This is a genomic window from Spiribacter halobius (genome assembly GCF_020883455.1).
Classification (GTDB): Bacteria; Pseudomonadota; Gammaproteobacteria; order Nitrococcales; family Nitrococcaceae; genus Sediminicurvatus; species Sediminicurvatus halobius.
Map to the genome: position 1 here is coordinate 3,285,140 of NZ_CP086615.1, position 13,373 is coordinate 3,298,512.

At 66.5% G+C, this 13,373-nt stretch carries 9 protein-coding genes; 6 read left to right on the forward strand and 3 right to left on the reverse strand.

Going from position 1 to position 13,373, the window contains the following annotated elements:
• Window positions 1-106: 106 nt before the first annotated feature.
• From LMH63_RS15415 to LMH63_RS15440, 6 genes are all read left to right on the forward strand, one after another.
• Window positions 107-1,162, forward strand: a complete 1,056-nt coding sequence (locus tag LMH63_RS15415) for a glycosyltransferase (RefSeq protein ID WP_109679673.1) — start codon at window positions 107-109, stop codon at window positions 1,160-1,162.
• A 150-nt stretch (window positions 1,163-1,312) separates the two neighbouring features.
• Window positions 1,313-2,269, forward strand: a complete 957-nt coding sequence (locus LMH63_RS15420) for a hypothetical protein (protein ID WP_109679674.1) — start codon at window positions 1,313-1,315, stop codon at window positions 2,267-2,269.
• Window positions 2,266-3,318 carry a polysaccharide deacetylase family protein gene (locus tag LMH63_RS15425; protein WP_146205254.1) on the forward strand — a complete coding sequence of 351 codons (1,053 nt, stop codon included), beginning with the start codon at window positions 2,266-2,268 and terminating at the stop codon, window positions 3,316-3,318. Before LMH63_RS15420 ends, LMH63_RS15425 begins: the two co-directional genes overlap by 4 nt.
• A gap of 264 nt (window positions 3,319-3,582) precedes the next feature.
• Window positions 3,583-5,403, forward strand: a complete 1,821-nt coding sequence (locus tag LMH63_RS15430; protein WP_109679676.1) for an asparagine synthase-related protein — start codon at window positions 3,583-3,585, stop codon at window positions 5,401-5,403.
• Between the two features lie 71 nt (window positions 5,404-5,474).
• The gene (locus tag LMH63_RS15435; RefSeq protein WP_109679677.1) at window positions 5,475-7,016 is read left to right on the forward strand and encodes a hypothetical protein; all 1,542 of its coding nucleotides are present in this window, start codon (window positions 5,475-5,477) and stop codon (window positions 7,014-7,016) included.
• Window positions 7,017-7,554: 538 nt separating this feature from the next.
• The gene (locus LMH63_RS15440) at window positions 7,555-8,760 is read left to right on the forward strand and encodes a hypothetical protein (protein WP_146205255.1); all 1,206 of its coding nucleotides are present in this window, start codon (window positions 7,555-7,557) and stop codon (window positions 8,758-8,760) included.
• Between the two features lie 54 nt (window positions 8,761-8,814).
• Here LMH63_RS15440 and LMH63_RS15445 read toward each other — a convergent pair whose 3' ends face one another.
• The 3 genes from LMH63_RS15445 to LMH63_RS15455 all read right to left on the reverse strand — a co-directional run bounded on the left by LMH63_RS15445 (window position 8,815) and on the right by LMH63_RS15455 (window position 13,367).
• A complete protein-coding gene (locus LMH63_RS15445; protein ID WP_109679679.1) occupies window positions 8,815-10,038 on the reverse strand; it encodes a sugar-transfer associated ATP-grasp domain-containing protein in 1,224 nt (407 codons plus the stop codon).
• Between the two features lie 61 nt (window positions 10,039-10,099).
• The gene (locus LMH63_RS15450) at window positions 10,100-11,173 is read right to left on the reverse strand and encodes a sugar-transfer associated ATP-grasp domain-containing protein (protein WP_158280441.1); all 1,074 of its coding nucleotides are present in this window, start codon (window positions 11,171-11,173) and stop codon (window positions 10,100-10,102) included.
• Between the two features lie 49 nt (window positions 11,174-11,222).
• On the reverse strand, window positions 11,223-13,367 hold the full coding sequence (locus LMH63_RS15455; RefSeq protein ID WP_109679681.1) for a sulfatase family protein: 2,145 nt from the start codon (window positions 13,365-13,367) through the stop codon (window positions 11,223-11,225).
• Window positions 13,368-13,373: the final 6 nt, after the last annotated feature.

Below are 13,373 nucleotides of genomic sequence, written 5' to 3' on the forward strand. Positions count from 1 at the left end.
CGGCCAGCGAGCGCTATCCTCGGAACCGAGAGAAGCGCCAACTGTGCGCCGGGCGCCGCGCAGAGGTCACCCTTTCGGGGGCAAGCCAGTGAGAATTCTCTTCGGGATGACGACCCCCTACCCGCCACAGGTCTTCGGTGGCGCGCGCGTGACCACTCATGAATTCTGCCGGCTGCTCAAAGCGCGCGGTCACGAAGTCGCGGTTCTCTGCCAGATCGCGCACGGCGACAGACTGTGGCTGAAGAACCGCTTGCGCTCTCGACTCACCGGTTCGAAGTTCCCCGAGGACCGCTCCCAGGACTACTCCGTCTACCGCGGCTGGCAACCCGTCGCGGGGGTCTCGGAGGTCGCCCGGCGCTTCGCCCCCGACGTAGCGGTCGCCAACGCCGGCTTCACGGGCTCCGTGGTGCACGCTTTCGTCAAGAACGGCGTACCCGCCATCGCTCAGGTGAGCACCGTGGAGTTCGACCGGATGGGGGCGCCGTTCCCGCAATCACCGCAGGTCGCCTACACGGCGAACTCCGAATTCACCGCCGGCCGGATTCGCGAGGCCCTCGATCAGGACTGCACGGTGATTCCGCCGTTGGTGATCCCCGAGAGCTACACCGGGTGCGAGGGGGGTGACTCGGTGCTCCACGTCAACCCGCGCAGGCTCAAGGGGATAGATATCACCCTCGGACTGGCAGAGCGCCGCCCGGACATCCCCTTCCATATCGTCGAGGCCTGGGGCAGCAGCGAAGAGACGCACCACCATCGTGACCGGGCGGCGTCGCTCCCCAATGTCACCTGGCATGACTCGGTATCGGACATGCGCCCCCTGTATCGCCGGGCTCGCCTTGTCATTGCTCCGAGCCGCTGGCCGGAGGCATGGGGTCGCGTCGCAACGGAAGCGCAGGTCAGCGGCACCCCGGTTCTTGCGAGCAATCGGGGCGGGCTGCCGGAGGCTGTCGGCCCCGGTGGCATGCTGCTGGACCCCGACGCCGGCCTGGATGCCTGGGAGCGTGCGCTCTCCAAGCTCTGGGACGACCACGCGAGGTACGACGTGCTCTCCAGCGCCGCCAGAGCTCACGCAGCCAGACCAGAAATCCAGCCGGAGATCCTCGTTGCCCGATTCGAAGATGTGCTGGCCCAGCACTGCCGGGCCGCCACCCGGAGGATTTAGCTCCCAGGGTGCGATCGCGGCGCATCCGGTCATCGACAGTCCCGGCGCCCAATCCAGCACGTCCAGCCACCTTCAGTGCAGCATGATAGTCTCGTCGAACGTCGCCACACACACCGCGATACGCACTCATCCCGCAGGCGGGAGCCGACGATGACCAGTGATCCGGAGCCCGTGCACGAAGGTCCTGGTTGGCCGGCCTGTGATGCGGCAATCATCCGGGACCGTGAGGCGCTGGACCCATCCCTGCTGAACGAACACCCGCCGGAGGGGATGGTCCAGGTACTGCTGGCGAGCGATTACAAACGCCGCTACAACCAGCCGCCGGAACGCCTTTTACGCGCGTGGCAGGCGGCGGAAGCCGGCAGGGCCCCCGAAAGCGGGACGCGCTACCTGCGCCTCCTGCTCGCCACGGCCCTAACCCAGCTGCCGGCGCTGACGGAGCGGTCAGCCGTGCCGCCCTGCGTGCAGACGCTGCTGCGCCGCGAGGCGCTGCGCATCTCCGGCCGCCTCGAGAGCGAGCCGCTGCAGCCCCTCAGCCCGGATGATGACCTCTATCTCAAGGACCTTGCCCTCTGCCGGCTCAAGCTCCTGCCGGTCGGCGCCGAGTTGGTGGAGCGCGATGCGGGCATCCCCCGCAGCCTGCTCTGGCGCGGCGGCGCCCGGCAGCTGCTGCGGGGCGCCCCCTTCTTCGCCTTCGTGACCCGCGGCTTCCGGCCCTTCTTCACCCTGCACATGGATCCGCGGCGGCTCGAGGAATTCTCCCCGGCGGGATGGGAGCGCACCTACCATCGGATCGCGGCACTGCTGAAACGCCACCCGGAAGTGAAAGGCGTCTTCGGCACCGCGTGGTTCTACGATCCGGCCGTGGCCCGTATCAGCCCCCATCTCGCCTACCTGCGGGAACTCCGCGAGCGCCACGGGGCAATGAGTTTCCGCTACGGCCCCACCGAAAGCGCGCGCCGGAATGCGACCGCCACCTCGCGCACCCGCCGCCGCCTAATGGAGGATGGGCGCTATGAGCCGACAAGCTACTATGTAGTGTGGCCGCGGCGCGCGCTTATCGATTGGGCCCGCCGCCATCCCGAGTCCGCCGGGGGGGGAGCGTGAAGGCAAAGCTCAAGGCGACCGCACTCGCCGCCACGCGCCGAGGCGGCCTGATGCGCCTCGCCCGGCGACTCACCGGCAGGCGCCTGCGCATCCTCTGCTACCATGGCATTGCCCTTGCCGACGAGCACCGCTTCCGCGGCGGCCTGTTCATGCACCCGGACACCTTCGCCGAGCGCATGCGCTGGCTGAAGGCAGCGGACTACCCCGTACTGCCGCTCGGGGAGGCCCTTGAGCGCCTCGGCGCCGGCACACTGCCCCGCGGCGCAACCGTGCTCACCTTCGACGACGGCTGGAAGGGCACCTACCGCCACGCCTTCCCGGTCCTCCACGAGCTGGGTTTCCCGGCGACGCTCTATGTCACCAGCTACTACGCGGTTAAGCAGACGCAGGTGTTCAACGTCACAACACGATATCTCTTCTGGAGAGCCGAGCGGGATCGCCTGGACCTTGCCGCAGTGGACCCGTACCTGCGGGGCGAGGCGGACCTGCGAGGCGCGATGGCCCGGGATGAGGCAGCGGACCGCGTGATCCGGTTCGGCCGCGAGCACTACGACGCCCCGGGCCGCCAGGCCCTGCTCCGCCGCCTAGGCGAGGCCCTCGGCATCGACGTCCCCGCGCTGGAGGAGCAGGGCGTGTTCCGACTGGTCAGCGGTGAGGAGGTCGCGGCCGCCGCATCCGATGGCATCGACATCCAGCTGCACAGCCATCGCCATAATCTCGCCCCTTTCGATCGGCAGACGCTGACCCGGGAAATCGAGGACAACCGCGCTGCCCTCGCGGCCTGGATCCCGAAGCGTCTGGAACACTTCTGCTATCCGGGCGGCCTTTACGAGCGCAGCCTATGGCCCACCCTCCAGGCGCTCGGCATCACCTCGGCGACCACCTGCATCACCGGGCTCAACACAGCGCGGACCAGTCGCCTCGAGCTGCGCCGCCTGCTCGACGACGAGAACCTGACCCTCGATGACATCGAAGCTGAGATGAGCGGCCTACAGGACCTCCGCCGGGGCCTCGTCGGCGCGCTGCGTCGCGGTGGCGCCGCCACATAGCCGCCCCAAACCGATCGCACATGTTGCCGCGCGGAGTTCTCATCAGGCCTACTTGGGCGGCAGGTGGACACGGGACCTAAGCAGCCATTGCAGGCAGAGCAGGGTCGCGCTCACCCGCACCAGGAACCAACAGGCGGGGGGCACCGGGAAAACATGAACGACTACAGCGACGCGCCCGCTAAGGCGGCGCCCCCCCTTCCCATGGCGGACAATCACGTCATCGTGTGGGGGCCGAGGACCCGGGAACTCCTAACCGCTCGCGGCTTGAATCACGCGTTCGCCATCTGCGAGCACGGGCTCGCGGCGGTGGCCCGCGCGCTACCGGCAGAACCTGCAGCCACCACGCCGCCTCGGGCCCGCCGCGCGGCGCTACAGCTCGCGCCGGCCACCCTCACCCTGCTCGCCGGCTTTGCCGAGGCAGGTGATGGCGCCGAGGGCTATGCGCCCATCGCGCCTGACGCCCTCTGGCAGCGACTAGAGACGGAGACGCCCGATGCTCGCGTCTCCGGGCAGTTCGTGCTCATCCAGGCGGATGCGCGTACCCTCCGCATTGCCGTGGACCCGATCGGCTGGGGTGCGCTCTACTGGCTGGAAGCGGCGCCCGAAACCGTCGCCGTGTCCACCGACTTCTGGTCGCTGCTCGCGTTCCTGCCGGACTCCGAGCGGGAGGTAGACCGCGAGGCATTGTTCGAAACCCTCTGGTATCGGGGCGTATTTGGCGGCAAGACCCTGCTTCGACGCATCCGCCAGGCACAGGCCGGGGAGCGGCGGATCTGGACTCGGGGTGGCGGTAGCCGCGAACAGCCCCCGCCCCCCTTCCGCTATCGCGCCGTGCGACGGCCGCGCGGGCAGAACGCGGAGCGCCTCGATACGCTCCTCCGCACCGAGGCGCTTACGCTCGCGGACCACGGCAGGCACCCGGCCCTGCTGCTCAGCGGCGGAGTGGACTCAGGTCTCCTGTGCGGGCTGCTTGCGGCACGGGAGGCCCGCAATGCCACCGCGTTCACCGTACGCTTCCGCGGCGCGCGCACCGACGAGACCCCCGCCGCCATCCGTATCGCCCAGCGCTTCGGCATGCGCCAGGAGCTCATCGAGCTCGCGCCCGAGCAGGTGTTCGACGCCCAGCGCCAGGTCGCCCGGGTTTACCCCGCCCCTCCCTACCATCCGGGGGCGGGGCATGACCTGCTCACCTACCAGGCCATCGCGGCAGCAGGCGCCGACACTCTGCTCACGGGGGACTATGCGGACGCGCTCTTCGGCCCGGTGCTCCTGTACACGGTGCAGAACTATCAGCGCCTGCAGCGCATCCCCGCACCGCTGCATGGTGCGACGCTCGCGATCGTCCGCGCGCTCGCACCGGACAAGGCCCGGGCACTGGAGCAGGTGGCACGGGATTTCGATCAACTAACGCCCCACGACTTCGTACTCCACGTCAATGCGGCCTGGCGGCTGGCAGCGTCACGCGAGCTCGTTCCGGACGCGGAGCCGACGGATCTGCGGCGGATCGCGGAAGGCTTTCGCAGCGCAAGCCTGGCGGACTGGGCGAGCACTCATGCGGCCTACACCGCCGATGCCTTCTACGCCCGGCGGCTCTTCGCGCTTGCCGAGCCACTCGGCGTACGGGGGCTTTTGCCGTTTGCGCGCCCGACGGTCACCGAGTTCGCCGCCAGGCTGCCATTCCGCCAACGCCGGCACAGGGGGATAAACAAGGCGCTGCTGAAGGACGTAGCGGCCCGCTATCTGCCAGCGGATATCGTCCACGCGCGCAAATCCGGATTCTTCACCAGCGACTTCCATCGGTTGCGCCAGCAGGACGCCCGCTGGAACGACGCCCTGCACGACCTTCACAACCCGCAGGCGCGCATCCGTAACCACCTGGATCAGGGCGCCCTTGATCGTATGATCCGTGAGGCGCTCACCAGCGACCACACCGGCCACATGGGCCTGATATGGCGACTCACCACCCTCGAGTGGTGGCTCGAGCGGCTCGCCCGCGGCTCGGATCGGCAGTTCGCGCCGCCGGCCTCGACGGCCGCCGATGAGCGGCTGCTCGCGCCAGGCCATCTTTCCGGTATGGACACCTAGACTTCCACCCCGGGGCGGGTCGGCGCCGACCTTCTCCCATAAGGCGCGGACGGACATCGCGGGAGCACGGCATGCCGAGGCTTCGATTCGAAGAGCAACCCCACTGGCCGAGGCTCGCCTGGCTCGCAGAGTTGCGGCCCAAGGCGGATGTCGTCACCGTCTTCCACGGGCCGGGAGTCGAGCGCGGCGACGACTGGTGCTGCGAGGCCGTCTGGCCGGGCACTTTTTCCGAAGGGGATTTTGACAATACCGATCTCGTGGCCGGTTCCGGCGTCCGGGTGCGTGGGGCTGAGGTCTACTTCATTTCCGCCGGCAACACCGTCGACCGGCTCCAGTGGGTGGAACACCGCGGGGGGTTCCTGATCTCCAATTCGCTTGCCTGTCTGCTGCATGGGGCAGGCCTTCGGCCGATTGCCGCATGGCCCGGGTACGCCCGTACCTTCAATACCATCATCCGGGGCATCCGGAAGTATGAGAGCGAGATACCGCTGCAGGGTGCGCGCGCGCACCTCGTGTACTTCGACAATCTCCGCTGGAATGGGACCGAGCTCTCAAGGGCGGAGAAACCTTTCGCGCAGCGCGAGTTCCGGAGTTACTCGCACTATGTCGGATTCCTGAGCGAGAGCCTCGGGGCGATCCTCGACAACGCCCGCTCCGGCTTGCGCCGCCGGCCATTCGAGCCGCTCAGCACCCTCTCCAGTGGCTACGATTCCACGTTCATCACCACGCTTCTCAAGCCCCACGGTGTTCGCGAGGCGCTCTGCTTTCGGCGCGGCAGCGGGCGCGACGACGGCAGCGAGCTCTGCCGCAGCATGGGCTTGGCGCCGGTTAGCGCACTGGCGGACGCGTGGCGCCGTGTCGAGCGCCCGGAGATCCCTTTCCTTGCTGCAAACGCCATCGGCGAGGAGGTGTACTTCGCCGCACTTCAAGAGTGCCTGCCGGGCCGGCTCCTGTTCACCGGCTATCACGGCGACAAAGTCTGGGACCGCGACACCCCGTATACCTCACCCGAGTTCGTACGCGGTGACCTCTCGGGCCTGTCCCTCACCGAGTACCGCCTGGGCGTCGGCTTCATCCAGTGCCCGCCCGCGTTCTTCGGCGCCGGCGCCGTTGCCGACATCCGGGCCATCTCCAACTCGCCCGAGCTTCACCCGTGGGACGTGGGCGGCGACTACACCCGTCCCATATGCCGGCGAGTGGTGGAGGAGTCCGGCGTTCCGCGGGACGCGTTCGGCACCCGCAAGAGCTTTGCGGCGCAGTGGTTCGTCACCACCCCCGCCTTCCTCACTGACTGCTCGCGGGAGGACTACCTCGCCTGGCTGCGACAGCGCCAGTGGGCGTGGCTCGCCTGCGGGCGGCTCCCGCCCATTCGCAGCGCACACTGGGATCGATCGAGGCAGCGCACGCTGGTGCGGCTGAGCCGCGCCGCAGGCCGTTTCCCGGGCATTCACAAGCCGGCCCTCCGGCGGCTGCCACCGGTGCGCCACCTCCTGCAGCTCGACGACTGGCGGGGCGGAGCGCCGGCACTGTTCGGCATCAGGCGCTACGTCTTTCCCTGGGCGATCGAGCAGCAGATGCGAAAGTATTCCCGCGACGCACGCGGAACCGGCTGAGCACCCAACACCGAGCGTCCATATCGTCAAAGCGGCCTGCACCAACCGTTGACGGCCGGCCGCGGCGCGGTGATCCTTGACCTTGGGGGCGTTTCGGAAATGTTACGGGCGAGGGGGCGGGATGTTCCGGATTCGTTACGAAGCCCGGCCGCACTGGCCACGGCTCGCATGGCTCGCCGAGTTCCGCACAGGCTGCAGGACCGTCACGATCCATCACGGCCCGTGGGTGGAGTGCCAGGACGACTGGTGTTGCGAGGCGACCTGGCCCGGCCCATTCGCCGAGGGCGACTTCGACCGCACCGATCTGGTAGCGGGCACGGGCGTCCGGCTCCGACGAGGACACGTTGCGCTCGTCGCAGCGGGCAACACCGTGGATCGACTCCAGTGGGTACGGTGTCGAGGGCGCTGGCTGGTATCCAACTCCCTCGTCTGTCTCCTTCACGCCACGGGGTTACGGCCGATCATCACCTGGCCGCACTACCCCCATCGGTTCAACACGATTATCCGCGGGATTCGGAGGTATGAGCGGAAGTTACCCGTGGCGGGCGACCAGATCTATCTGAACTATTTCGACAACCTGCACTGGGACGGAACCGAACTGCACGCCGTGGAGAAGCCCGGGGCAGGGCGCACGTTCGCCTGCTTCGTAGCCTACCGGGACTTCCTCAGTGGAAGTCTCGCCGCGATTCTCGAGAACGCCGGCTCGCCGGCTCGCCTACACGCACTCACGCCGCTGTCCACGATCTCGACGGGTTACGATTCGACGTGCGTATCCGCACTGCTACGGGACCTCGGCGTAACACGCGCTCTGTCCCTGCGCACACCCAACGGTCGAGATGATGGCCAGCAGCTCAGCCGGCTGCTCGGCATGGAGGCGACTACGGCCCGCAATACCGACTGGCGACATCTGGAGCTTCCCGAGGCCGCGTTTCTCGCCGCCAACGCGATCGGCTCTGACGTACAGATCGCTGCCTTTAGCGAAAGCCTTGCGGGGAGTGTGCTCTTTACCGGGCACTACGGGGATCCGATGTGGGATCGCGATACCCCGCACACCCGCGGCGAGATCACGCGAACGGACGTGGCCGGCATGTCGATGACCGAGTACCGGCTCCATGCCGGGTTTCTGCACTGCCCACCGGCCTACTTCGCTGCCCGCTCGGCGCCAGCCATCAAGGCGATATCCAACTCGCCAGAAATGCGGCCATGGGACGTCGGGGGCGACTACAATCGACCGATCTGCCGGCGGATCGCCGAGGAAGCGGGCTTGCCCCGAGAACTCTTCGGCACCCGAAAGAGTTACACTGCCCAGTGGCTCACGACCAGCCCGGCATTCCTCTCCGCTTCTGGCCGCAGGCTCTATGCAGACTGGCTAGCACGCCATCGCAGCGCCTGGCTAAGGCAGGCGCGCATCCCGCCGACATGCAATGCACAATGGGACCGCGCCAGACAGCGCGCCCTGTTAGCATCGGGCCGTGCGGTCGGCCGCCTGCCCGGCGTCCACCGGGCCCGACACCTCCCGCCGCTCGCCGCACTGCTCCGTGCCGGTGACTGGCGAGGCGGCGTGCCACCGTTGCTCGGCATGCGCCGTCACCTGTTCCCCTGGGCGATGCACGAGACGATAAAGGCGTACCGGGATCGAGCCATATCGAAGGAGCAGCGAAGTTCCCATGCGTCCTCCCAGTATTCAGACGACGCTACCAAGGAGCTTCCGACCTCCATCCGCGCGTGTTCCTCCAAATCATAATATCAGCCCTCCTCACCGCTACCACCTATTCGTTGAATCAGCCTGCCTTCATACCTATATCCCTAGCCAATTACCTTCCCAACGCAGACGCTGTCCTAAACGTGCCAACCACCTTCGATGACGGAACCGCACGCCACGCTCCCGCAACAGCCGACAAAACTCCTCATCCAAAATGCCGACGCCTGCGCCAACCTGCAGAAGCTCTATATTGCCATCGTGATTAAGCTCCAGGAGCAACGGCCCTTCCCGGGTCAGTGCGACGTCCCATGCCTGATATCTCAACCGAGGGAAAATGCCTGATGCCGCGAGGCAGAGCGCCACGGCTTCAGAGTAACTCTCTGGCGGGGACCCAAGGAGGAGTCTCGCGATCGACTCATTGGGCCCGACCTCTCTTGCGCCGGTGTTCGTGGACTCCAGGATGCTTTCAACGCAACCGGTGTCACGATTAAGCAGACCCAAAAAATTACCCTCGCGCCAAAAATTATCTGCTGCGTGCCCTTGAGCCGGAATCTTCCATCGCGCCCGAAACAAACGAGCTCCCTCACTCGTTAACAGTACGACAAGCCTTAGCGTGGACAGGGAGCCTCTGCTAACCCATGGCGTCTCCGCAGCTGGATTTAAGCAGTCCTGAAACATGTAAGATCGCCAGGACATAATCTCGTCCGCCAGGGATTTCAGCGTCCGCTCGCTCCCATCCTGCATGATGAGTAGATCACGCGCTCTCTCATAGGCCTTGAACGCGAGCACCCCCTGGCTCATGAGGCTTTCTACGGGCTTCCCGAACGCCGGGAAGTTCTCGCTGGTCCGCAGAAAACTCATCAGATCGTCCTGGTCCCGAATGACCGGGATCCCGGACACCGCACGGCGTTGCCGATCATAGAAGGCAAGCACTCTCGGTTGCGCAAACCCACATGATCGAAGCAAAAGGCTAAACAATATCTTATCGCTTACGACCCCCCAAGCTTCACGCTCATTAAGGCCTTCCCAAATTTGGCGTGACAGTGACCGACTGGCAAAAGTTCTTCTATTCTTCTTCGCGACCGCTGATTCGTCATATAGTCGATAGCCAAAGAATTCTCCTGCGCCAAGCTGACTCTGCGAGTACCGCAACCGAAGACATTCGCGCAACAAGGTGAGGCGACCCGACAATGTTCGCTCAACTGCCTTGAACCTACGCCAGGTATCGCGCGCTCCTCCAATCGGCATGTGGTTCATCGTGCGCTCACCCCAATCAAAGTCGGCCGCCATCACGCACACATGAGAAACGAAGGGGCCCATCGCATCCGTAGCATGGACAGAGGGAGTTCCCCCTTCTTAGCCACCACTCGTTTCAAGCATGTCAGCTGCGAGCGATTGCCCTCGTTGGCACCCGAGTGAACGCAGCGCCTATTCGGTCCGGCGAGACGTTCAGCTCTATTACGCTCGGACCCTCTGGAGTCACGGCCACATCAACGCCCGCGAACCGAGTGCCTGGAAAGGCGGCAACGCAGCTGGTCGCGAGCGACAGTGATTCCTCGAAGAATGGCAGCTTCACGTCAGCTATTGGCGCTGCGTGATCAGGGTGCATCGGGTAGATTTGCCTCCGCGGTGTGCCATCCATGGCAGGCTCAAGGATGCCCGTCTGTAGGTTAACCGGGGCCACAATACCGCCACTGGACTGGTTATCCACTATGGCCCCGAGGCGCCCGATTCTGAGGTAGGCGAGCACGGGAGTAACCGTTAAATCTTTAGCCTGGAGAGCCCAGATGCGGAGAGTGTTTACGCTACTAAGATTAAACGCAGCGAAGGCATCGTGCTGCTGAAGGTACGTTTCCAGTATCGAACCCCGTGCGTGTGCGGTGTGCAGGGCCGAATCACAGAACTCGCTAACGGTCGCGTACTCCCCGGTGCGGTCCCGGAGGAGGCGGATATCGTCCCCGTCCTGGGCCACCGCGACCGATTCGAACGTGTAGCCGCCCCACCCTTCGACCGCCTTGAAGCAAACCTTTTTCCCGTTCAGGCGCTCGCTCAGATACTCGGAAAGGGCCTCGGGCGTCCGGAGGGGCGCTCCATCTGGGGTCCTACCTGCTGCGGGATGATAGAAGCCGAGGTACGGAGGTGTCGGTATCGCCAGCGCCTGTAGGAGCGCCTTCTCGATGAGCTTGTTCTGCGAGATCTTGCGGTGATTCACGGGATTGAGCCGTTGCAGCGCCTTGCGATAGGCCATCGTGCTCAGGTGGCCCGCCTTATCTCGCCACGGCACACCCTTCTCCCAGAACCCGGCCATCTGGTAGTAGCCGGGCCCGACTCCGCGGCACGCATACAGGATCGCTGCCTCGAGCCCTTGCCGGAACCGCCCCAGATGGCCCGCCCTTTCCCGCTCCGCGGCGAGCGCCCAGAACGCCCGCATCGACAGACTTCCGGCAACAGCCATGTCAACGCCTCCCCCGCCCGCTAGGCGACATCGCCGGCCGTTCCATGCGTCATGGGGGCGCCCGCCGACCGGGCCTCTCCTCGGGCCACGTCGTCCGTGCTGCAGACTCCATGGCGGCACCATTCGCCTCAAGGGCCCACGCATGGAGTAGCCGCGTCAGCGCTTCAACGACCTCCGGATGCACGGACGCGACGTCGTGCCGGCACTGGGGATCCGACACTAGGTCGTAGAGCTCGTGGCGTGGCCCCGTTCGCAGTGGCAGGCACACGAGCTTCCAGCGGCCGGCGACGACCATGCGATCCCGCGCCTGGTTGACCCGCTCGCGGAACCCGGCCTTCACCGCAAGCGTGCCCGTGGCCGGGTTCGGCACCTCCAGGAGCTCCAGCACGGACGGGTAGTCGAGATGCTCCGGGTGCATGCCGGGGATGCGCGTCAGCCACATCCCCGTCTCGGCGAAGGCCGGAAGATCCAGATCCGCCACGCGGCCCTCGATGCAGGGCAGGAGCGAATGCCCGTCGGCCTCCGGCGGCGCAGCACCAATCATCTCCAACAGCGTTGGGAAAACGTCCACCGAGCGCACCACCGGATCGATCACGCCCCGCCCCCGCCGGCGCGGGTCCACAATCACGAGGGGGATGCGGTTGCTATCCCCGATAATGCTGTTTCCCTGGCCCCAAGTATTGTGCTCGAAGAGGTCCATGCCGTGGTCGCCGTAGAGCACGACAATGGTGTTCTCCGCCAGCCCGCAGGCCTCCAGATACCCCAGCGTGCGTCGCACCTCGTCGTCAAAGCTGCACACCGCGCCGTCGTAAAGGGCGTTGATCTGGTCGAGGTCGAAGGCCTTCTTCGGCTCCGCCTGACTGCGAATGACCTCGAAGGGGTCGGTGAGCCGCCGCATGGCGAACTTGGACTCCCCCCGATAGCCCGGGTTCGAGAAGCGCAGATAGTAAGGATAGTCGCTCGCGAACGGCGGGTGGGTGTGCGAGGTGAAAAGATTGAGCAGGAAGGGTTGCCCCTCCCTTGAAAGCCGCCCGAGCCGCCGCCGCGCCTCCCGGCCGAGCTGTGCGCCGAGCGGCACGCCCGCAAGATAGTAGAGTTCCGGCAACAGCCGCTTGCCCACGCGGTTGTGCAGAAACAGCGAGAGGAACAGCCGGATGTCCTTCGGCCCCTGGCGGATGAGGTACTTGAGATTCCACTGGTCCGCGGGCAGGTCGAGTTCCTGGAAGCCGAGGTCGAACTTGCCGAGGTCACTGCCGCACCAGTCGCTCACCGCCACCGTGCGGTAGCCGAGGCGGGCGAGCTCCCGCGGCAGCGCCGGAACGCCGGTGCAGCGCTCGTCATCCGCCACGTAGTTGAAGCGCACCCCGTGCCGGTGCGGCCAGCAGCCGGTGAAGAGCGAGACGAGGCTCGGCGCCGTGCGCGCGAGCGGCACGTAGCAGCGGCGAAAACTGGTACCGCGCGCGATGACCCCGTCGAGGAAAGGCGTTGTATCCCGCTCGTAGCCATGGGCTCCGATGCGGTCCGGGCGCAGGGTGTCACAGCCGATCATGAGTACGTTCGGACGCTGCGGGTTGCCGGCCGCCGCCGGCACCGGCTGCGGCTCGCGGTCCCGCAGCAGCCAGCCGGCGAGCGCCGCGAGCACCGCCGGCGCCGCGAGAAGTGCCGCCGCCCCCTCCGCACCCGCAGTGGCCAACCGCGCGCAGGCAAACGCCACCAGCACCGCGGCCACAGCCACGCCGCCCCATCGGACGGCCGCGAGCCGCTGGGGCGTGAGCCATTCCCAGACGCCGTAGAGCCGCGCCAGGTTGTAGTTGGAGGAGGCGACGATGAGCCCGGGCGAGTGCAGCAGCATGTGGAGCAGCTGGTAGGCCGTGATGGCGAGCACGGCGGCGAGCGCGGATGTCGTGGCCGCGACAGGCGAGAACGTCGCGCCCAGCAGCACCGTCGCCGATAGATACACATAGCTCCCGGGGAGCGCGAGCAGCGTGGCGAGCGCGAGCGCCCAACAGCCAAGCCGCGCCACCGAGAGCAGCGTGTAGCCGAAGTAGAGCCGCAGCACCTCGTCCCGGATCTGCGGGCCCGTCTGGCTGAAGTCCTTGACGGACTTAAGCAGCACGACCACGGTCACAAGCGCGCCCGCGGCGAATGCCGCGAGCAGCGTCGGCGCCCAGGGCAGTGCCTCAGTCGGCTGCATTAGTGG